13 protein-coding genes are annotated in these 19,457 nt (G+C 54.2%); 4 read left to right on the forward strand and 9 right to left on the reverse strand.

What is annotated here, in order from left to right; all coding sequences use genetic code 11:
• Window positions 1-149: 149 nt before the first annotated feature.
• Window positions 150-3,074, reverse strand: coding sequence for a putative LPS assembly protein LptD (locus OQ371_RS10180; RefSeq protein WP_265993652.1), 2,925 nt, complete (start codon window positions 3,072-3,074; stop codon window positions 150-152).
• 249 nt (window positions 3,075-3,323) lie between these two features.
• Between OQ371_RS10180 and OQ371_RS10185 the strand changes: the two genes are divergently transcribed.
• From OQ371_RS10185 to OQ371_RS10200, 4 genes are all read left to right on the forward strand, one after another.
• Window positions 3,324-4,094 carry an N-acetylmuramoyl-L-alanine amidase family protein gene (locus OQ371_RS10185; RefSeq protein ID WP_265993653.1) on the forward strand — a complete coding sequence of 257 codons (771 nt, stop codon included), beginning with the start codon at window positions 3,324-3,326 and terminating at the stop codon, window positions 4,092-4,094.
• A 181-nt stretch (window positions 4,095-4,275) separates the two neighbouring features.
• Entirely contained in the window at window positions 4,276-5,262 is a 987-nt protein-coding gene (locus OQ371_RS10190; RefSeq protein ID WP_265993654.1) for an MlaD family protein, read from the forward strand.
• Window positions 5,263-5,348: 86 nt separating this feature from the next.
• Window positions 5,349-6,974 carry an acyl-CoA carboxylase subunit beta gene (locus OQ371_RS10195; protein WP_265993655.1) on the forward strand — a complete coding sequence of 542 codons (1,626 nt, stop codon included), beginning with the start codon at window positions 5,349-5,351 and terminating at the stop codon, window positions 6,972-6,974.
• A gap of 30 nt (window positions 6,975-7,004) precedes the next feature.
• Window positions 7,005-7,754: a class I SAM-dependent methyltransferase gene (locus OQ371_RS10200; RefSeq protein WP_265993656.1), complete on the forward strand. Its 750-nt coding sequence runs from the start codon at window positions 7,005-7,007 to the stop codon at window positions 7,752-7,754.
• Between the two features lie 2 nt (window positions 7,755-7,756).
• Here the strand turns inward: OQ371_RS10200 and OQ371_RS10205 are convergent, their stop codons facing one another.
• From OQ371_RS10205 to OQ371_RS10240, 8 genes are all read right to left on the reverse strand, one after another.
• Complete coding sequence (locus tag OQ371_RS10205; protein ID WP_265993657.1) at window positions 7,757-8,194, reverse strand: hypothetical protein; 438 nt, start codon at window positions 8,192-8,194, stop codon at window positions 7,757-7,759.
• Window positions 8,195-8,256: 62 nt separating this feature from the next.
• The gene (locus OQ371_RS10210; protein ID WP_265993658.1) at window positions 8,257-9,279 is read right to left on the reverse strand and encodes an alkaline phosphatase D family protein; all 1,023 of its coding nucleotides are present in this window, start codon (window positions 9,277-9,279) and stop codon (window positions 8,257-8,259) included.
• Window positions 9,280-9,370: 91 nt separating this feature from the next.
• Window positions 9,371-10,285: a DUF1338 domain-containing protein gene (locus OQ371_RS10215; protein ID WP_265993659.1), complete on the reverse strand. Its 915-nt coding sequence runs from the start codon at window positions 10,283-10,285 to the stop codon at window positions 9,371-9,373.
• Window positions 10,286-10,321: 36 nt separating this feature from the next.
• A complete protein-coding gene (locus tag OQ371_RS10220) occupies window positions 10,322-12,637 on the reverse strand; it encodes a glycoside hydrolase family 20 protein (RefSeq protein WP_265993660.1) in 2,316 nt (771 codons plus the stop codon).
• Between the two features lie 198 nt (window positions 12,638-12,835).
• The gene (locus OQ371_RS10225; RefSeq protein WP_265993661.1) at window positions 12,836-14,545 is read right to left on the reverse strand and encodes an amidohydrolase family protein; all 1,710 of its coding nucleotides are present in this window, start codon (window positions 14,543-14,545) and stop codon (window positions 12,836-12,838) included.
• Window positions 14,546-14,565: 20 nt separating this feature from the next.
• Window positions 14,566-17,349, reverse strand: coding sequence for a S8 family serine peptidase (locus tag OQ371_RS10230; RefSeq protein ID WP_265993662.1), 2,784 nt, complete (start codon window positions 17,347-17,349; stop codon window positions 14,566-14,568).
• 636 nt (window positions 17,350-17,985) lie between these two features.
• Complete coding sequence (locus OQ371_RS10235) at window positions 17,986-18,300, reverse strand: 2Fe-2S iron-sulfur cluster-binding protein (protein ID WP_265993663.1); 315 nt, start codon at window positions 18,298-18,300, stop codon at window positions 17,986-17,988.
• A gap of 79 nt (window positions 18,301-18,379) precedes the next feature.
• Window positions 18,380-19,384 (reverse strand): NAD(P)/FAD-dependent oxidoreductase, encoded by a 1,005-nt coding sequence (locus OQ371_RS10240; protein WP_265993664.1) that lies wholly within the window; start codon window positions 19,382-19,384, stop codon window positions 18,380-18,382.
• Window positions 19,385-19,457 lie beyond the last annotated feature (73 nt).

The following is a 19,457-nucleotide window of genomic DNA, read 5'->3' on the forward strand; positions in this document are numbered from 1 at the left end:
TCGGCAATGGATCTTTTTCCGCTGGTGATAAAGCGTAAGTAAACTTTGTAGAGGACGGCCCAAATTCAAGCTTCTGGAAAAAGCCGGTGAAGGCTTATGGACGTAATTTTGGGCAATGTAACGTTGCCCGAATGTTGCTTGTCGGCTACTCAATAATAACCGTATCCACCCGTTGAGCGCCGGCGGCTGATTTTCAAATCCTGCAAGATGGCCGACTTTACCCGAAGGTCGAACGAATAAAAATTGGAACGGAGCCGGTTGCCGGAAAACGGCGTATAACTGAAATTCATATCCCAGCAATGCAGATCCCGGTGAACCGTGATGGTAGTCAGCGAGGGCGCTTTGGCCGCGAAATCGAAGCCCGTCTGTACGGAGACCTTCCACTTGGGGGTCAGGCTCAGGTCACCCGTGACCTGGAGGGCCTGAATGATCTGGCTCTCGATGGGGGTGAGTTTCGTCAGGCTGAAGGTATAGCTCAGGTTAACACTCCAGGGAATGTTAAAATCCACGTAATCTTCGGGGTTCCGGTTGATGTTGCGCAGTTCGGCGGCATCGGTAGGCGTCTGATTTTGCGGATTCGGGGCTACCTTCTGCTTCTTTGCCCCTTTGGGGGCAAACTGCGTGCTCAGGTAAAAATTCATGTTCTGCAAATGCGCCAGGCCTTGTCCTTCCGTAATGGCCAGGCTGTTAATTTTATTTAGCCGGAAAACATTGACGTAAGGCCCCGTCTGGATAAAGTAAGACTGATCCGGAATCAGGTAGACCCCCGTCGGTGTCGGAACGTTGCTATTATAAGCGTAAGGGTCAAATACCGCCGAGAAGTTAAAACTGATTTTCTTCAGAATCTGGGTGTTAGCGCTTAGGTTGACGGGCGACAACTTGAAGCGGGAGGCATACGGGTTGTACGAACCCGCCAGGCTGATGTTGTCGAACAGCGAGACTTTCTCGAACTCACTCTTGGCCGAATCGCTGCGCGACCGGAGCTTCATTTCGATCTGGTTGACGATGCTGTAGCTGATAGCCGCTGACCGACTGGTGTAGGTGGTAGAACCGGCCGTGCCGCCCAGGCCCCGGTAGCGCGAAACCCGGAGGGGCCTGGACGAGTCGTAAGGGTCACGAAACTGGTCTAGGGTGGTTGTAAAGGCGCTGGACAGGTCTGGTGTATAGCTGAACGAAATCGACGGCGCGATGGTGTGTCGAATGGCTTCCAGACGCCCCGCACGAACAAAGAACGTTCCGTAGGCCCGGGTGTTCATCGAGGCACTGAACGAGAGGAAGTAGGTAGCGGAAATGCCGGAAATCGTATCGACCCGGACCGACCGGCGATCCTGCAAATAGACGTATTGCAACGATTTGGTGTAGATATCTCCGCTCAGGGAAACTCCCGGCGTAAAATTCAGGTAGCGGGCAAGCTTGAAGTTCGGCAGAGAAATGGGCAGCGAATACCGGGTCGTAATCTGCGCGTTGTTAAGAATGGTGGGCAGGTTGGCGGCATTAAACGGAAGCAGGCTGGTACTGCTATAAATATCCTGATTGCGGACTGCTTCCAGACTGTCGCGTACGCTTTGCAGAGGGTCACCCAAATACGTCAGATTGGTAAAGATCGGAAAGCCCAGACCCGTCGTGTCAACTTTGCGGACGGTGTTGTTAACGGTTATCTGCGAGTTGAAATCCAGCCCCAGACGGAAACTTTCGTACCAGCGACCGGTACCGCCCTTCAGGGCAAAGGGTGCAATCTGCGCAACCCCGAAGTTGACCCCTGATGAAATATTGGTCTGACCGTTTTCCCGTCGGTTGGTATTTGGGTTGAACCGCCCGAAGTTTTGGCTAACGTTCAGGTTGGCCGAACTGGTCACATACTGCCCGAATTTGCGGCTGAAGTTGACGCCCGAGTTGGCCGCATTGGACACGTAGCGGCCCGAGGAAAGCGGGGTGTTCAACTGGTTGTAGCTGTTGCTGCTGACGTTGACGTTCGCCGAAAATTGGGAGTTGCCGCGGGGGCGGGGCGAGTGCGACCAAACGATGCTGAAGTCGTTGCTGGGCGGTGTTTCGTCAAATAGCGACCGGGTACGGTTTCGGGCGTAGGTCAGCGAGAAATTACCACCGAAGCGATACCGTTTGAGGTATTCAGATGTAACACCAAGACCCCAGCTTCCGTTGGAGTAGATCTGCCCCCGAATGCTGGCGTTGACGTACTGGCTGATGGCAAAATAATAACCGCCGTCGCGCAGGTAAAAGCCGCGGCCATTGGGCTCTTCCCCGTATTGCGGAAAAATCAGCCCGGACGTTCCGATTTCGTTTTTCTTGGGGACGGGAAAAAAGCCGAACGGCAATGCCAACGGCGTGGGAATGTCGTTTATGACCAGATTGAACGGGCCGGATATCAACTGCTTGTTGTGAACAACTTTGATCTTACTGGCGTTGATGTGAAAGTGGGGGGTGGTCAGGTTACAGGTCGTGTAGATGGCGTTTCGAATGTACAGATTGTCTTCCGCGTCTTTTTTAACGGTTTTTCCGCGCACGTTGCCCTCGCCCTGCGCCGTAATAACGCCCTTGATAAAACCTTTCCGGGTCTTGAAGTTATAGCGGATTTCCTGGGTGTCGTACCGCCCACTATTGTCCTGAAAGACAGGAAGTCCAACCATCTTTTTTGCCGTGGAATCATACCGTCCCTGGGCAAAAACTTCGTTGGTAGTCCAGTTGAGTTTGATGTAGGCCGCCGTCAGGTGGATGTCTCCGTAATCGACTTTGGCATCGCCAAAAAGTTCAACAATCTGGCCAGTGGCGTCGAAGAGGGTTGAATCTTTGGCGGAATAATTAACCGTGGTCTGCAAATCACCGCTGGCATTGACGGAATCCGGCCGCGATACGCGAAGCGAATCCTGACGCGTGGTATCAACTACCACCGAATTACCGGTTACCGTCGCAGACATGGGAGTCGTCGAACGCGGAGTGAAGGCCGGAACAGTACGACGTACCGGCTTTTGCTGGGCGTGAATAACCAGCGGGAGCAGAACGAGCAGGCAACTAACCAGGTTCCGTAAAATAAAGTATGTGTTTTTCAGTTTTATCAAAAAAATTATATTTGCCCGTAATACAGCGCTGGCTTACGCTGTCGATCGTCAGAGTGAATTGCCAATCGGATTCCGGTAAGCCGAATTACAAAGTTAGTAGCTAACTTCATTCCAATCACTGCCTTGAAACGGTTAAACCTGTTAAAAATTATTAAAGCTTCGGGAACGGTAGTTAAAAACACCGGTCGATCGCTATGGATTGCGGGTACTTTTCTGATTGCCACGCTTCTTCTGGTCGTTTTACCCGGTATGAAACCGGTTTTGCCGCAGGATAATCCAAAACAGGATCAGGAACCGGCCGAAGTCAAACCCGGACGCCTGCGAACCGTCGTGCTCGACCCCGGCCACGGCGGAAAAGACCCCGGTACCATGACCAAACGCAACCGTGAATCCCGTATTGTCCTGAAGATTGCCCTGGAACTGGGCCGACGAATCAAGGAGGAGCTGCCGGGTGTAAAAGTGGTTTTTACGCGCACGACGGACGTCTTCATCGAACTCAACGAACGCTCGGCCATTGCCAACCGCAACAAAGCTGATCTGTTCATTTCGATTCACGTAAACGCCAGTCCGTCCTCCAGTCGCGTCAACGGTACGGAAACTTACACCATGGGTCTGCACAAAACCAATGGTAACCTGGATGTGGCCAAGCGGGAAAATGCGGTTATTTTGAAAGAAAGCAATTATAAGGAAAATTACCAGGGTTTTGATCCCGACTCGCCCCTGGCGCACATCATGCTGGCCAACTACCAGCACGCCTTCATGAACAGCAGCGTCGATTTTGCCCAGAAAGTGGAGTGGAGCTTTAAGAAAAACGCCGAACGGCCTAGCCGGGGCGTCAAACAGGCGGGGTTCCTGGTGCTCTGGCGCACCACCATGCCCAGCGTACTGGTCGAAACGGGTTACATTACCAACCCGGATGAAGAGCGGTACCTGGCTTCCGAAGAAGGGCAGCATGAATTGGCCAACGCCATTTTCCGGGCTTTTAAGGCGTATAAAGGCGAGGTAGATGCGGAAGGGTAACTAGATGTTGCTAACTTCGCAACAGTTTTTATTGTTGAATGAACGCGTGGTTAAATGGTTAATTCGTTCATGGCTGAACGCTGGTTGATAGGTTCTGGTGACTCATACTGAACCATTCAATCATTTCAACCATTCTTAACCAGGAAACCATGCTAATCATTCATCCCTTCACAATCCACGCATGAAACTTTCAAAAGAAGCAAAAGTAGGCATTCTGGCCGTGGTGACACTGGTGATGCTCTATTTCGGATTTAACTTCCTCAAGGGTTCCGACATATTTTCCCGGTCCAATAAATACCTGGTTGTATACGACAATGTTGACGGTCTGACGGCCTCGAACCCAGTACAACTCAATGGATTAAGCGTTGGCCGCGTGGATCGGATTGATATTTTGCAAACGCGAAACAACCAACTGCTGGTTACGCTCGATGTCGACAAGCAAATCCGAATTGGACAAGGCACCAAAGCCATTCTGGCGGATGCCGGGGTGCTGGGGGGCAAAGTGATCATCCTGCAAATCAATCCGTCGACTACCCAGATGGAGAGCGGGGACACGCTCGTCAGCGGGAAAGAAGCAGGAATAACGGCCTTGATCAAAGAAAAAACGCTGCCCGTTCTAAATAGCGTGGATTCGCTGACCGTTAACCTGAACCGGATCGTTAAACAATTCGACCGTACCGGGCTGATTCTCAATAAGACGCTCGAAGGTGTAGAAGCTACCACCGGAACCCTGCAACTGACCGTTGGCGAAAACCGGGAGAGCATCCGGCGGTTGATGACCAACCTGAGCAACCTGTCGGCGTCGCTGGCCCAGACGGAAAAGGAAGTAAAACCGTTGCTGACCAAAGCTAGCACTTTTGCTGATTCACTTAACGCCCTAAAACTGGGTCAGACACTGGCGAGTGCCAACCAGTCCATCAGCACATTGCAGCAGATGCTGGCGGACATTAACAGCGGCAAAGGCACCATCGGCAAGTTGAAAGGTGACGAAGCGCTTTACAAAAACGTCAACGGGGCTACCGCCAGCCTGGAGAAACTGCTGACCGATTTCCGCGAAAACCCGAAACGGTATGTCCACTTCTCGCTTTTTGGCCGGAAAGAAAAGAAATCGGCTACGGCCACGCCCGCCCAGAGTGCTACCGTCATCGTTTCGGATTCGACCCAATAACAGACCCGCAAACATGCAAAGACCTGTGGGGTTTGATAACCTTGCAGGTCTTTTTAGTTTTAAGGATACTAACCTGCCTGATCATCATGACGCCACTCCTGGACGAATTAACCCGTAAGGCTGCTCAAGCCAAACTCGGCGGTGGCCCGAAGAAAATCGACGACCAGCACCGCAAGGGCAAACTCACCGCCCGCGAACGCATCGACTACCTGATCGATAACGGTTCGACTTTCCTCGAAATCGGCTTGTTTGCCGGCGAAGGCATGTACGCTGAACACGGCGGCTGCCCCTCGGGGGGCGTCGTGGTGGGCCTGGGTTATGTATCGGGGCGGCAATGTGTCATCGTCGCCAATGACGCGACCGTTAAAGCCGGGGCCTGGTTTCCGATTACGGCCAAAAAGAACCTCCGGGCGCAGGAAATCGCGATGGAAAACCGTCTGCCGATTATCTACCTGGTTGACAGTGCGGGCGTTTACCTGCCGCTGCAGGACGAAGTATTCGCCGATAAAGAGCATTTCGGACGGATTTTCCGGAACAACGCCCAGATGTCGGCGCTGGGCATTGTTCAGGTGGCGGCCATCATGGGGAGCTGCGTGGCCGGGGGCGCTTACCTGCCGATTATGTCAGATGAAGCCCTGATTGTGGAGGGCACCGGTTCCATTTTTCTGGCCGGTCCGTATCTGGTCAAAGCGTCAATTGGGGAGGATGTTGATGCCGAAACGCTCGGCGGAGCCAGCACCCACAGCGAAATTTCGGGCGTGACCGACAACAAGTATCCCGACGATAAAAGCTGTCTGGAGGCCATTCGCCGGATATTCGACAAAATGGGGGAGCCGGAAAAAGCCGGTTTCAACCGAACGACAGCGATTTTACCCGCCCAGAACCATGAGGAAATCTATAGCCTGCTGCCCAACGACCGTGTCAAACCGTACGACATGCGCGAGATCATCGCCCGGTTGGTGGATAACTCCGAGTTCGACGAATACAAAGAGTTGTACGGCCAGACCATCCTGTGCGGTTACGCCCGAATCGACGGCTGGGCGGTGGGCATTGTGGCCAACCAGCGGAAGGTGGTGAAAGCGAAAGGCCGGACGGGTGTGGGCGGCACCAACGGCCCGGGCGAGATGCAGATGGGGGGCGTTATCTATTCCGACTCGGCTGACAAAGCCGCGCGGTTTATCATGAACTGCAACCAGAAAAAAATACCGCTGGTGTTTTTGCAGGATGTAACGGGGTTCATGGTGGGCAGCCGGTCGGAGCAGGGCGGAATCATCAAGGACGGCGCCAAAATGGTCAATGCGATGGCGAATTCCGTGGTGCCGAAGTTTACGGTGGTGGTGGGCAATTCGTACGGGGCGGGCAACTACGCCATGTGCGGCAAAGCTTACGACCCCCGGCTGATGATAGCCTGGCCCACGGCGCAGATGGCGGTCATGAGTGGGGCGTCGGCGGCCAAAACGCTGTTGCAGATTCAGGTGGCATCGTTGAAAGCCAGAGGGGAAACCATCACGCCGGAGAAGGAACAGGAATTGCTTCAAAAAATTACGGCCCAATACAACGAGCAGCTGTCTCCGTATTTTGCGGCCTCCCGGCTCTGGGTCGATGCGGTCATTGATCCGCTCGAAACCCGCACCTGGATCTCGATGGGCATCGAAGCTGCCAACCAGGCACCGATCACGAAACCGTTCAACGTGGGCGTGATCCAGACGTAGTTCCGGAAACCATCTTAGCCATGAAAAAATATGCAGTGGAACGCTGATCTCTACACCGAAAAGCACGCGTTTGTTTTCCAGTACGGCGCAGGTTTGATTGACGTACTGAATCCGCAACCGGGCGAAGTGATCCTGGACCTGGGTTGCGGTTCCGGCGAATTGACCCGGCAGATTGCCGACCGGGGCGCCACGGTAATGGGTCTGGACGCTTCCGAACCGATGCTGCTCAAAGCCCGGCAGCAGTTTCCCGACCTGAATTTTCAGTTGGCGGACGCAACCCGTTTCCAGTTACCGCACCGCTTCGATGCCATTTTTTCAAATGCAACGCTGCACTGGATTACCGACTCTGAAGCCGTAGTCCGGCAGATGCATGGGCATTTGAAGCCGGGTGGGCGATTGGTTGCCGAATTTGGCGGGAAGGGAAATGTCCAGCAAATCACAGACGAGGTGATTCGCCAGCTGGGGCAGCGGGGCTACAATCAGACGGTTTCCTGGTGGTATTTCCCGTCGGTTGGCGAATACGCATCGGTTCTGGAGAAACACGGTTTCCGCGTGCAGCTTGCCCAACATTACGACCGGGATACGCTTTTGGATGATCCGGAAAACGGACTGATCGACTGGATTGAGCAATTTGGCCCGAACTTCTTCGAAGGCGTTTCGGCTACTGACCGGGCGGCTGTGCTGGAAGCCACCCGGGCCGCTCTGAAACCCGTGCTGTTCCGCGACGGTCGCTGGTATGCCGACTACAAACGGCTTCGGGTTATAGCAGTACGTCAGTAAAATCAGGAGACACGTAATGGCTCCCGTTCCAGCAATGGGCGGACCTCATCGGGGCGCTGGGTACCGAGGAGTAAAAACCGTCTTTTGCCTTTTATTCTGATATCCAGACCGGCGTTGCCGGATACCGTGTAGGCCGTTCCGTTCCAGGAATACCGCATTCCCCAGCCACCAAATTCGCCCAGTGCCGAGTAATTTCGGACAGTAACCTGCTGAATTTGATTCCAGCGGATAACCCGGCGACGAAGCTGAAAAGGAAACCAGCGGTAGGAGATGCCTTCTTCGTCAATTCGGGTTTCCAGCCGTAAAACCCAGAACAGGCCCAGGACGGCCACGACGATACCAACAGAAATAGGCTCTTGCCGGTACAGCGCCAAACCGAAAACACCGATGAGAAGCGCCCAAAGCCAGGGCTGCCTGAATTGTTGTTTTTCCTGATACATGGCGGGAAAGGTTATTTTCCCAATATAACGATTTCGAGCGACTTAGGCCAGTAAAAGTTTGGCTAAAAACGGATCTCCTGCGTTAAATACGTCGCCTGGTTGTCGCCCTTGATCTGTACGGTAACCGTGAGCGGTTTCTGGTTCCAGTTGAAAGTAAACAAACCATAATTCAGGTCAAAGATGACTTTACCAACGCGCAGGGCGTTGGGTTCTTCGCGGGGTTTGGAGGTGTGCGTCAACCCGCTGCTGGTGATGTCGTACAAATCGTAGCCCAGTCCCGGCACGCTCGTCTTCGACACTTCGGCAATGTGCCGATCCCCGCTGATCAGGATGGCCCCCTTCGGTTTGGTTTTCCCCAGCAAGTCGAAAAGCCGCTGGCGGGAGGTCGGGAAGTTGCCCCACTTTTCATAAACGTGGTCGTTGGCCAGAAACTGAATTCCGCAGCCGATGATGTGCACCTCCGCGTCGGAATTGGTCAATTGCTTTTCGAGCCATTGCCACTGCGTTTCGCCCAGCATATCGGCAGACGGGTCGGGCACGTTTGCCTTGTTTTCCTTCTTCAGCGGATCGCGAAAATACCGGCCGTCCAGCAAAATGACCTTTACGCGCTGCCCCTTCGGCCCGTAGACGTGTGCCGAATAGGCGCCTTCCTGCTTACGCAGCGGATCGCTGGGGGGCACATCCAGAAAATCCAGCATCAACTGCTGGCTCTCCGTCCGGTGCGGGTATTCCTTGCCACCGTCGTTGACCCCGTAATCGTGATCATCCCAGACGCCAATGATCCGGCTGGACTGCCGCAACCGGGCGTAACCGGGGTTCGACTTCTGCTTGTCGTACTTCGCCCGCAGGGTGTCCATGTTCTCCGAATCACCGTAGATATTATCGCCGAGCCAGATCCAGACATCCGGTTTCTGGGCCACAATGTCGTCCCAGAGCGGTGTGGGGCGTTTTTGGTCACTGCACGAACCGAAGGCGAGGGTGGTGACAGCTTTTTCGCTATCGGAAGCGGTTTGTGCAGTTTTCGGAGTACGGCAGGCTGCCCAAACCGTACAACCGAGCAGGGTCAGGATGGCTAGTTTTTTCATAAGCGGAAGAAATCAGAATGGCCGCAAATGTAAAAAAGTTGGCCCATTTCGGAGTCAACTTTACGGTTTGTTAATGGCTGACGCAACGGTTCTAGCTTTTTCCCGTCTGCGAGGTAAACGTACTTTCAAAAATCTTGTCGGCATTTCCGGCTTCGAAACCGTCGCGCCGGTGTTCGCGCCGGATCTGGTCGGGCGGAAGGTGCTGGAATTCGGGCAGGACGCGCCGTTCGGCAAACTCAACGTAGGAACCCGCAATCCGGTGGGTCTGGCCGTTGGCAAACTCTGCGTCCAGCAGTTGCGCCACCGTCGAAGCCTGCAACAAGCCTCCGTCCGGACTGATCTTGATTTTGCCGCCCGCGTTGTTGAGCTTGAAACCGCGTTTCTCCAGAAAGTCCGTAAACGCCTGAATGGTGTTGTAGCCCGGTTTCAGGTTATGAACGCTGATCGTGAAGTGATTTAGGTAATACCGGTTGTAAATGACCCAGGCGGCATATTCGCTTTCGGCCAGCAGGGTCAGGTAGTCTTCCCGCGTGGGCGTTTGCCAGAGCGGCTGGTGCAAAAACTGGTCGACGGCCTGGGCATCGTCCAGATCCAGGCCGTCAACCGGATCGAAAACCACCGAATCCGTATACCGGTAAATAATGTGCTGCGCTTCGTCCGACAGGTCGCGCACCCGCAGCTCGCTGACGAAAATGCGCGGGTAGTGCGGTTTCGGCGGGCTGTACCAGTAGGCGTTCAGCTTCTTTTCCTTGAAATCGTACGGTTCGCGCTTTTCGTAGCCGTAGTGCAGAAAAATCTTCTCGAACGACTGGATGCCCAGGCTCGGTACGCCCATCGTCCGGAAAGCAATATGGTCGTTTTCAATGGCGTCGGCCGACGGAATCACCTTCTCGTCGACCAGCGCGTTAATGATGCCTAATACGTCCGGCACGCGCTCCCGGTAGCGGCTCATCAGGCCGTCTAGAACGGCGTCGAGCGTTTGCAGTCGGTTGGATGATGGGGTCATGGTTTCGTCGGTCTTTTGGTAAAGATACCGATTTTGTCATTCCACCACCACCTCATCCACGCTAACCGAGGTGGGCAATCCTTCGCGCGGCAGACCCGCCGGCGCCGGACCCGCGTTTTTGGCCCGAATGCGGATGTACCGCGCCCGGGCGGTTTTAAAATCGGCCACCACGGGCAGCATTCCCCACGAGCCTTCCAGCTCGTATTTCACCGGCTGACTGATGGCGTCTTTGTACGTCGCGCCGTCCTGCGACAAGCCGATTTCGACGGAAGTGGGTGGGAAATCGTTGTAGGTGATGCGTTTCAGAAAATTGGCGGAAACTTTCGTGACGGGCCGAACGTCACCCAGGTCAATGGTTACTTCCAGGTCGTTGCCCAACACCGTAACCCATTCCGACTTGTTGCGCGGGCTTTGGGCCACCTGTCCGTCGGTCAGTTTTTTCCGGTTCGGGTCGGATTTCTCGGCGGCCGTGTTTGCGTAGGTATACGGTTTGCCCTTCGCCCGGTGGATGTAAAACGTTTCCTCGAACTGCGCCCCGGCGGTGGTGATGGCTTTGATGGTCGTGGTTTTCTTCAGCGAAATCGGCGTTGCGTATTCGGTGGAAGATGTTGACGGTTGTTTGCCGTTGGTGGTGTAATAAATCTTGCTGTCGGAATCGAGCTTCTCCAGCCGCACCTGCAACTGATCGGCATCGGTAAACTGCGTAACGGCCCGGACGTCGAGCAGGCGTTTGGAATAATTGACCTTCAGGTACGAAAGCCGTTTGAGGTGTTCTTTCAGCCGCATGGCAAAATCCTCGAAGTTGCGCGGTCCTTTGGGCATCCAGCCGACTTCGGCCAGCGCCGACGCCCGCGGAAAAACCATGTATTCGACCTGCTGGGTGGTCGGGATGTATTCAGTCCAGACGTTGCCCTGTACGCCCAGAATAAACTTCTGCTGATCGGGCGCTAATTCGGCGGGGGTGGGCTCGTAGCTGTACATCTTTTCGATGGGCAGATACCCTCCTGCGGCCAGTGGTTCCTGCGTCGGATTGCCCTGGTATTGGTCCAGGTAGCAGAATTCGCCGGGCGTCATCACCACATTGTGCTTTTGTTTGGCGGCTTCAATCCCGCCTTCGGTGCCGCGCCAGCTCATAACCGTTGCGTTGGGGGCCAGCCCGCCCTCCAGAATTTCGTCCCAGCCAATGATGGCCCGGCCTTTCGAGTTAACAAACTTTTCCATCCGCTGAATGAAGTAACTCTGCAACTGGTCTTCGTCTTTCAGCTTCAGCTTTTTGATCAAATCCTGGCAGAACGCGCTGGCTTTCCAGGCATCTTTCGGACATTCATCCCCGCCGATGTGGATGTATTTACCGGGAAACAGGGCCATTACTTCCGTCAGCACATTCTGCAAAAACGCAAAGGTGGGTTCGCTCGGGCAGTACACGTCTTTGAAAATACCCCAACGGGTGGCCACTTCGTATTTCTTGGCCGGATCGCACGAAAATTCAGGGTAGGAAGCTAGGGCCGCCAGCGCGTGGCCGGGCATTTCAATTTCCGGAACGATGGTGATGTGCCGGGCAGCCGCGTACCGAACGACATCCCTGATCTGCTCCTGCGTATAGAAACCGCTGTATTCTTTGCCGTCGTATTTGAACGGGTAATTTTCGGCGTTGTGCCCAACCACGGTTTCCTTCCGCTTCGAGCCGATTTGCGTCAGTTTGGGGTACTTCTTGATCTCAATCCGCCAGCCCTGATCGTCGGTCAGGTGCCAGTGGAAGGTGTTGAACTTGTGCAGCGCCATCAGGTCGATGAACCGTTTGACAAACGACACCGGCATGAAATGACGGCTTACGTCGAGCATCAGGCCCCGGTAGGCGTAGCGCGGCCGGTCGAGAATCTGGCAGGCCGGAATGGCCCACGTTACGCCGGTCACTTTCGCGGGACTAAACACCTCGGTCGGCAAGAGTTGCAGCAACGTCTGGACGGCGTAAAAGTAGCCTTTCGGGGTTTCGGCTTCCACCACAACCCGGTTGGGCGATACGTTCAGGATGTACCCCTCGGGGCCGCATTTTCCGGCTTTGTGGGCCTGAAAAACAATGTGTTTGCCTCTTACTAGGGCGGGCGTCGTGGGGGCAACGGCAACCGGCAAACCGCTGGCGGCTTTTAGTTGCGTAACCAGCGTCTGGGCGGCAGCACGCTGGCCCGCGTCTTTGGCCCCCACCAAAACCCGCGTTGCGGCCGTGACGGTGAACTGACCGCCCTGGCCCGAAAACTGGGCCGGAAAGGGGAGAAGGTTATAAGCGTTGTCGGATTGGGCAAAAAGTGAAAACGAAAGCGTTAGGCCGAGCAGAAGGGCAACAAGTAGTCTCATCAGCAAGAAAACGGTGGTTGGCAAAAACCAAAGGTAGGCAAAAATGCCCTCACCGCTTACAGATTACGAGCAACCGGCTTCTTTCAGGAGCGGGTCCGCGAGTTTGAAAACCGTATGAAAGCTGGCTCAAGGTCAAAACAAAACCAGCTCCCCGGGTATTTTCGGGAGCCGGTTTTGTTTACAGAACGTTATAAAACGTTACAGGGAACGGGTAAGCCACTGGTTAATAAAGTGCTTCCCGTTTTCGTACAAAATACCCCGGATCAGGGTTTTCAGCGCGGTATTATCAACCCGGCCGTTTGCGTCTTTGGGCAGGAGCTGCCCGCCCCCGTTTTCCTTCCGGTACGCTTCTTCGGCCACGGGCAGCCACCGAATCAGGGCGGCCTCCAGCGCAGACGTTTTGCTGGCGTCCCGGCAGTTGATGAGGGGATTGATCAGCCCGTCGAAATCGCTGCCGATGGTGATGTGTTGCCAGGGATCTTTGTCGGTTCGGATCTGGCCGGTCGAAACAACGTGCAGGATGTTGAAGCACATGGCCAGCGGATGCCGTTCTTCTTTAGTCGGAACCAGAAACGATTCGGCCGGATCGATCTTTTCAACGGCTAGCTTTTTGGATAAATCCGGAAAGAAAAACCGGAATTCTTCCGCCGACAGGTATTCTTCTTTTTCGCCTTTCCCCAGCGCGTTTTGCCAGCCCAGAATCCGCACGTCCAGGCTAATTCCAATCAAACCGTTGCTGTTCAGCACCTCTTCAATGTCTTCATCCATCAGATTGATGGTCCACGGATTGTAGGTAAACGTCTTGTTGATGGTTCCCCACTCGCCAGCTACTCTTCGCTCGGTTTCCACCCTGACAACCGGCGTGTTGCTGGCCTTCAGCCGGATTACCGTTGCTTCGTTCAGGGCGGCTTTCCACTCATCGACCGAGTAGCCGGTCACGCCCATATGGCTCGCGATGATCGGCAACTGGTAGCCTTTCGACCGGCGGTATTCGTAAAAGTCCAGACGGGATTTTAAGCTCATGTGCTTGATATCAATCAAAACCGGAGCCGCTTCGGAATTGGGGGCGTCGGAAGCGCCCGTGTTTACCCGGAGCGTGTAAGCCTGATCGATCAGGCGTTTCCCGGCGGGTGTAATCCCGTTTCCGATCGGGTAAGCCGCTTCGTCCTTCAGCATTTTGAGACCAAACGCGTGCGTGGCAATCAACTGTTCGGGAATGTGCGACAGGTGCGTAATGACGAGCGACATCAGATCGAGGTCGGAATCCCAGAGGGCTTGCTGCAAATGCTGTAAACTCTGGGCCGCGTCGAGGGCCGGATGGGCTTTGAAATCGTCGACCAGCGGAGTTGAGGCACTGGTATGCAGGAGATCAAGCTTGCCGGGCTGACCAATCAGCGTTCGGCACAGGCTGTGGGCTCCTTCCAGTGCCAGGGTCAGATTCGGTCGGTCTGTGGCGAGCGGAGCCGGTTTTTTGCGGGAGAGCAGCGTCACTTTATCCGCCTGGTGCAGCGTCTGGTACAAACTCAGTTCCCGAATGAACAGCTGATAGTACGAAATCTGGCCCGTCCGGATTTTATCCATGTAGGTCTGATCAACCGGGCTGGTGAAAAAACTGGAGTTCAGGACAAAACCAAACAAGCCCTGTTTCTGGGCGAAAAGCCGTTCAATCGGGGCAATGTTGGCCACGCCCAGCGTTACCTGGCCTGACTTGAGCTGACTGAAGCAGGACTGACTTTCCAGGATATGAAGAAATTCTTCTTCCAGAAAATCGGTCAGCGGGTTTTTCAGATCAATGGGTTCCAGCAGCGTTTCTGCCGCCCGGCTCGAAGGATATTGCCCTTCAAAATCACAAATAAACTGTTTAAAAACCGGGTGAAAATGAAAATCGAAATAGTGGGAAGCCGCCATGTCTTGGTAGAGGGTTGAGGTTACTGCTTGAAAAATTCACGCAACAAAGCTTCGGTGCCGACCGGATCGCCCAAACCGGTGGATTCAACGGCCCGAACTGGCGGGCGGGTGGTGAACGCGTCGAGGGCCAGTTGGCCGCGCGGGGTCAATCCGGTGGTACTTTCGGTCGAACCGGGGCGCAGCTTCCGGCGCAGAATGTTCCAGATAAAGTGACCCGCTTCCACAAAACCGATATCCCTGGGCAATTCGGTTGAGATGGTTTCATACGCATGGGTCAGGGTGTCAGCGTCCGGCAAGTCGGCGTTCAGCAGCGCATCAATATCCAGAATACCGACCCCGTATACTTCAAACATCTTGGGCGTCCACCCATTCGGTTTGCGGGCGGTCTTTTTCAGGGTCGTCCGGAAGGCTTCGACGATCTGCCAGGGAAACCGGTATTTCTCGGGCAGATCGCGAAGGTGCTTGGCTTTCCAGAGCATAGCCGCCGAGGCTACGTGCGGAGTCGCGTAGCTGGTGCCGTCGCCGTACGACATGAATTCGTTGCCTTCTTCGTCGGTAATCGGTACGTAAACGCTTTCGCCCGGAGCCGCAATGTCGACCGTGGTTCCGTTGCTGCTGCCTTTCCAGGGGAAGTCTTTCGGGTTGGTGGCCGCTACCGCAATCGTGCCGGGATAAATGGCCGGAGCTACCACCAGCTCGACCTGGTTGCCCGCGGCACAAACCCAGATGATGCCCTGTTCGTAAACCTCGCGGGCAATGGCCGCAAACATGGATTTGGGATACGTACCCATACACATGAACATCACGTCAGCCTGGCTCTGAATCGCGTAGTTGGCCGCATCCACGAGTTCTTTCCCGCGCCCCAGCAAAATAACCGACCTGGCGATGCGGTACGGGATCAGTCGGGCCAGCGTTTTTCCGCCAAAGGTCAGCAGGCCGCTGTTTCCGTTGACGGTATTGGGGTCCGTCTGCAGGGTGTTTCCGACGGCAATGCTGGCCGTTCGGGTACCGTGACCCGGAAATTTCAGGAGTTTTCGCTCCATCAGATCACGGGCATCGGTGTCCTGGTCGATAAAATCAAAATCCTTGTCGGTATCGTATCCGGCAAAGACCTTGGAGTGGGTCGAATAACCGGTGTCCAACTGCACAAACCGCAATTCGCCCAAATGATCGCGGATTTGCTGCCAGTCCGCGTTTTTCATGCGCTCGGTATCGTCGAGGCAGTTGACGGCCGACCAGTTCCACCAGCGGTGGTAGGAAGCGGGTATAGTGACTTTCCGGGCTTTTTCGACGCAGACCGAATCGCCGAAATTTTTCAAAAATTGCTGTTCTTCCTGCTGCCACGTTGCCAAACCATTGCTTTTGCCGGGATTGAACGATTCGAATCGGTCCGGACCGTTGGGGTCGGCATCAACGCCAATGTCGGTCAGCGTTTCCAGGTCCGGCTCGCAGCTTTCTACGTGCGGCAGCGTTTCCAGTTGTTGCGCCAGTTCCCACGGGTTGCGGTTGGAGCGGAGGGTTAAATACCGTTTTCGCCGGATTTCGGGATCGAACGACGACGGAATCAGGGGCGTTTCATCCACGAAACCTTCCACCAGCGTGCTGGCCCGCCCTTCCCAATCGTCCTGCAAAACGGGCTGGCTGGAGAGGATAATTTCAAAATAGTGAAGCCGGTCGGCCGGCAAGGCGTTTTCCTTTTTTTCGGAGACCGGAGCGGTTGTGCGGGCTGGCCGGACTTCGGCGGGTGCGGGGGAAGGGCTCATGATGGTGAGGGAGGGGGTTTGAGCTTCAATGATCTGGCGCCGGAGGGGTTGCATTGCGTCCGGCACCGGCATGTTGCTGAATGCTTCAACAATACAACTGACGCGGACACCTTCGTTGCCAATCCAGTCGATTTGCTCGTCGGCGTCGCCGGGCTGGACAATGGAGCCGTCTTTTCGCAGCCAGTTGCCCGCGGTATCCTTGCGGGGAATGGAGCTGTGGTGCAGCGCAACGACCGCGCCGGTGCCCAGCCCCAGTACCACACTGCCCGACGAGCCGGGTAAGGTGTCCGATTCGTAGATTAGAAAATTGTCCGTCAGGGTAATCAGCCGGATGTCTTTCAGGACCACTTTTTTGTAGTCGCCCTTCGGGTGCTGAATTACAACGCAGTTTTCACCTTCAATGATTTTACCGAGCGAGCTATCCATCTGGATGTACCCAAACCGGTCCAGGGCTGCTCCTTCAGAACCGGTGGTTTCAACCGCTACGAGCGTAAAGTCACGTCCGTCGAAGGGGAAATCACGCCGTTCCTCGTAGGTTGAGGTTAGGAAGAACAGGTCGGGACGGAGGTTGAAGGTAACGGGCGTCAGCACCCGGCCGTCGGGATCGAGTTCGTAGTTAAACTGGGCCTGCGAACGGCGGGCGGTTTCCAGATCCGGTAAAACATGATTGTTGGTAATCAGTACATTGGGGCTCACCAGAAACCCCGTGCCGTACCCGCTAACCCCGAACTGATTCTGGATAATAATCCGGCATACACTGGATGCACTGCGGAGGATCTTCCGGACGATCGATACATCCTGAAAGTTGGGTACGCCGTTTATCCGCTCCAGCGCTTTGTCCAGACGAACACCTTCCCGGGCAATGCGTTTGGAAAGCCGGGCCGCGTCGTTGGTAATATCCGTTAAGGATAACTGGCCCGTCCGGTTTTGCTGAATACCGCTTTGAACCCGTTCAATTTCGTTTAGATGAGCCGCATAATTCGCATAGGCCCGATCGCGAAGCAACGACTGCGCTGACTCGAAAAAGTTAGTCTGTGCCACCGGTTGAGGATTTAGGGATGGAAAAGCTTGTCGTTTTTGACAATTAACGAGCAATCTTAAAGAGAAAAGAAGTCGTTTTATTAAAGCTTTGAGTAACCGGTAGATGCGATGAGCGAACGGTTGTTTAATTATAAATAGTTATAGGTATAACGTCTTCGTGGGCATCAATTTGCTCTTTATTACTTCTTGTAAATGATTGGTTTTATTCGTGACGGGCTGAATTTATAGATAGGTAGGTATGTGATTTGCGGACTTTATAGAGCGCTCTGTCGGAAGCGAATGCTTTTGTAGAGTTCTTATTGTCAGTGTGTTTGTTAATTGATTTTGCAGTTGGTTAAATTTATTTGTTTCTGATTCCTTGTTAGCGATGAGTAGTTGTCTGTTTTATTAAAAGAGTTTTTTTGGAACGGTTATTTGTAATAAAGTAGAATATATGTTCAACTAAGAGAATTATAATAGCTCACTGTTGGCCGTTCTGTAAAGGCTACTTAATTTAGCTTGATGGTAAACGATAGTTTACCGAGTATAAAACAAAGCAGCAAGACCGGGTTCGCCCAGTCTTGCTGCTTTTATCTACAAAATTGTGTAGTCGTTATAACAGGAGCGTTAGCCAGATAAACGATTGGAATAAACACGTTACTCGGCTCGTATCCGAAAAATTGCCCCCTGCATGGTTTCGTCCACCCGCAACTGGCACGCCAGCCGACTGTCAGCATCCGCATCGGGCAGCGTATCGAGCAGGTCGCCCTCCGCATCGTTAACCGGCGGCAGGGAATCGGCGCCTTCCAGCACGGCGACGTGGCAGGTTGCACACAATGCCATGCCTCCGCAGGTGGCCTGAATGGGGTAGTCCGAGGCTTTCAGCACTTCCATCAGGCTCAGGCTAATGCCTTCCGGAATTTCCAGCGGCTGTCGGTCGCCGTTACGGTCTTCTATGGTGATGTGAATCATGGTAGTAGAAAAGAGGAGTTAGAAAGGAGACAAGAGGTTCCGAGCTACGCTATCGCAGATCATTTCTCTCCCGTACTAACTAAAAAGTGGGTATTCCGTTGACAGTGGTGTATTTGAAGCTTAATTTCTGATCAGGATAAACGTATTGAAAGGCACTCTGGCACATCAGGGCGGCTTCGTGGAAACCGCACAAAATCAGTTTCAGCTTGCCCGGATAGGTGTTGATGTCGCCGATGGCGTAAATCCGTTCCACGTTGGTGGAGTAATCTACGGTGTTAACCACAATGGCCGATTTATCGATCTGGAGCCCCCAGTCGGCGATGGGGCCGAGTTTAGGCGTCAGGCCAAACAGCGGAATGAGGTGATCCGCGGGCAGCTTCGTAACGGTTTTGTTCTTGGCTGTAATCGTAATTTCCTGCAAATGCCCCTGGCCCGAAACGCTGCTGATGTTCGATTGCAGAATCAGGTTAATCCGGCCTTCCTTCGCCAGTTCAAATACTTTTTCGGCCGAGTCGGGTGCGCCCCGGAAACTGTCGCTCCGGTGAACCAGCGTTACCTGACGGGCAACGTTGGCCAGAAAAACCGTCCAGTCGAGGGCCGAGTCGCCCCCGCCCGCCAGTACCACCCGCCGGTCGCGCAGGAGTTCCGGATTCTTAACCATGTAGGCAACGCCTTTGCCTTCAAACTCTTCGAGTCCGGTGATTTCCGGTTTTCGGGGCTCAAAACAACCCAGTCCGCCCGCAATCACCACCACCTGGCAGTGTACCACGGTTTGCTCGTTGGTGGTAATGTGGAAGGAACCGTCGGGCTGCCGGTCCAGGCTTTCGACGCGCTCACCCAAAGAGAATGAAGGATGGAAAGGAGCAATTTGCTCCATCAAATTGTCCACCAGCGTTTGGGCTTTTACGTCCGGAAAACCGGGAATATCATAGATCGGCTTCTGGGGATAAATTTCGGATAGCTGCCCACCCACCTGCGGCAGGGCGTCGATCAGGTGGCAGCGCATTTTTAACAAACCAGCTTCAAAAACGGCAAACAGCCCCACGGGCCCGGCGCCGATAATGCAAATGTCAGTGGTAATCATTGTCTTTGTCAGTTACTGTTTCAATGGCTTCTGGTGTGAATGATGTCGGTGTCGCCGGAACTTTTAAAACCGT

The organism is Larkinella insperata (assembly GCF_026248825.1).
GTDB lineage: Bacteria > Bacteroidota > Bacteroidia > Cytophagales > Spirosomataceae > Larkinella > Larkinella insperata.

What these genes read in the sequence shown, in the direction of transcription:
- OQ371_RS10210 (WP_265993658.1), bottom strand. Translation starts at nt 9,279, where the DNA reads ATGAAAAAACTAGCCATCCTGACCCTGCTCGGTTGTACGGTTTGGGCA.
- OQ371_RS10240 (WP_265993664.1), bottom strand. Translation starts at nt 19,384, where the DNA reads ATGATTACCACTGACATTTGCATTATCGGCGCCGGGCCCGTGGGGCTG.
- OQ371_RS10195 (WP_265993655.1), top strand. Translation starts at nt 5,349, where the DNA reads ATGACGCCACTCCTGGACGAATTAACCCGTAAGGCTGCTCAAGCCAAA.
- OQ371_RS10225 (WP_265993661.1), bottom strand. Translation starts at nt 14,545, where the DNA reads ATGGCGGCTTCCCACTATTTCGATTTTCATTTTCACCCGGTTTTTAAA.
- OQ371_RS10215 (WP_265993659.1), bottom strand. Translation starts at nt 10,285, where the DNA reads ATGACCCCATCATCCAACCGACTGCAAACGCTCGACGCCGTTCTAGAC.
- OQ371_RS10205 (WP_265993657.1), bottom strand. Translation starts at nt 8,194, where the DNA reads ATGTATCAGGAAAAACAACAATTCAGGCAGCCCTGGCTTTGGGCGCTT.
- OQ371_RS10235 (WP_265993663.1), bottom strand. Translation starts at nt 18,300, where the DNA reads ATGATTCACATCACCATAGAAGACCGTAACGGCGACCGACAGCCGCTG.
- OQ371_RS10220 (WP_265993660.1), bottom strand. Translation starts at nt 12,637, where the DNA reads ATGAGACTACTTGTTGCCCTTCTGCTCGGCCTAACGCTTTCGTTTTCA.
- OQ371_RS10200 (WP_265993656.1), top strand. Translation starts at nt 7,005, where the DNA reads ATGCAGTGGAACGCTGATCTCTACACCGAAAAGCACGCGTTTGTTTTC.
- OQ371_RS10190 (WP_265993654.1), top strand. Translation starts at nt 4,276, where the DNA reads ATGAAACTTTCAAAAGAAGCAAAAGTAGGCATTCTGGCCGTGGTGACA.
- OQ371_RS10185 (WP_265993653.1), top strand. Translation starts at nt 3,324, where the DNA reads ATGAAACCGGTTTTGCCGCAGGATAATCCAAAACAGGATCAGGAACCG.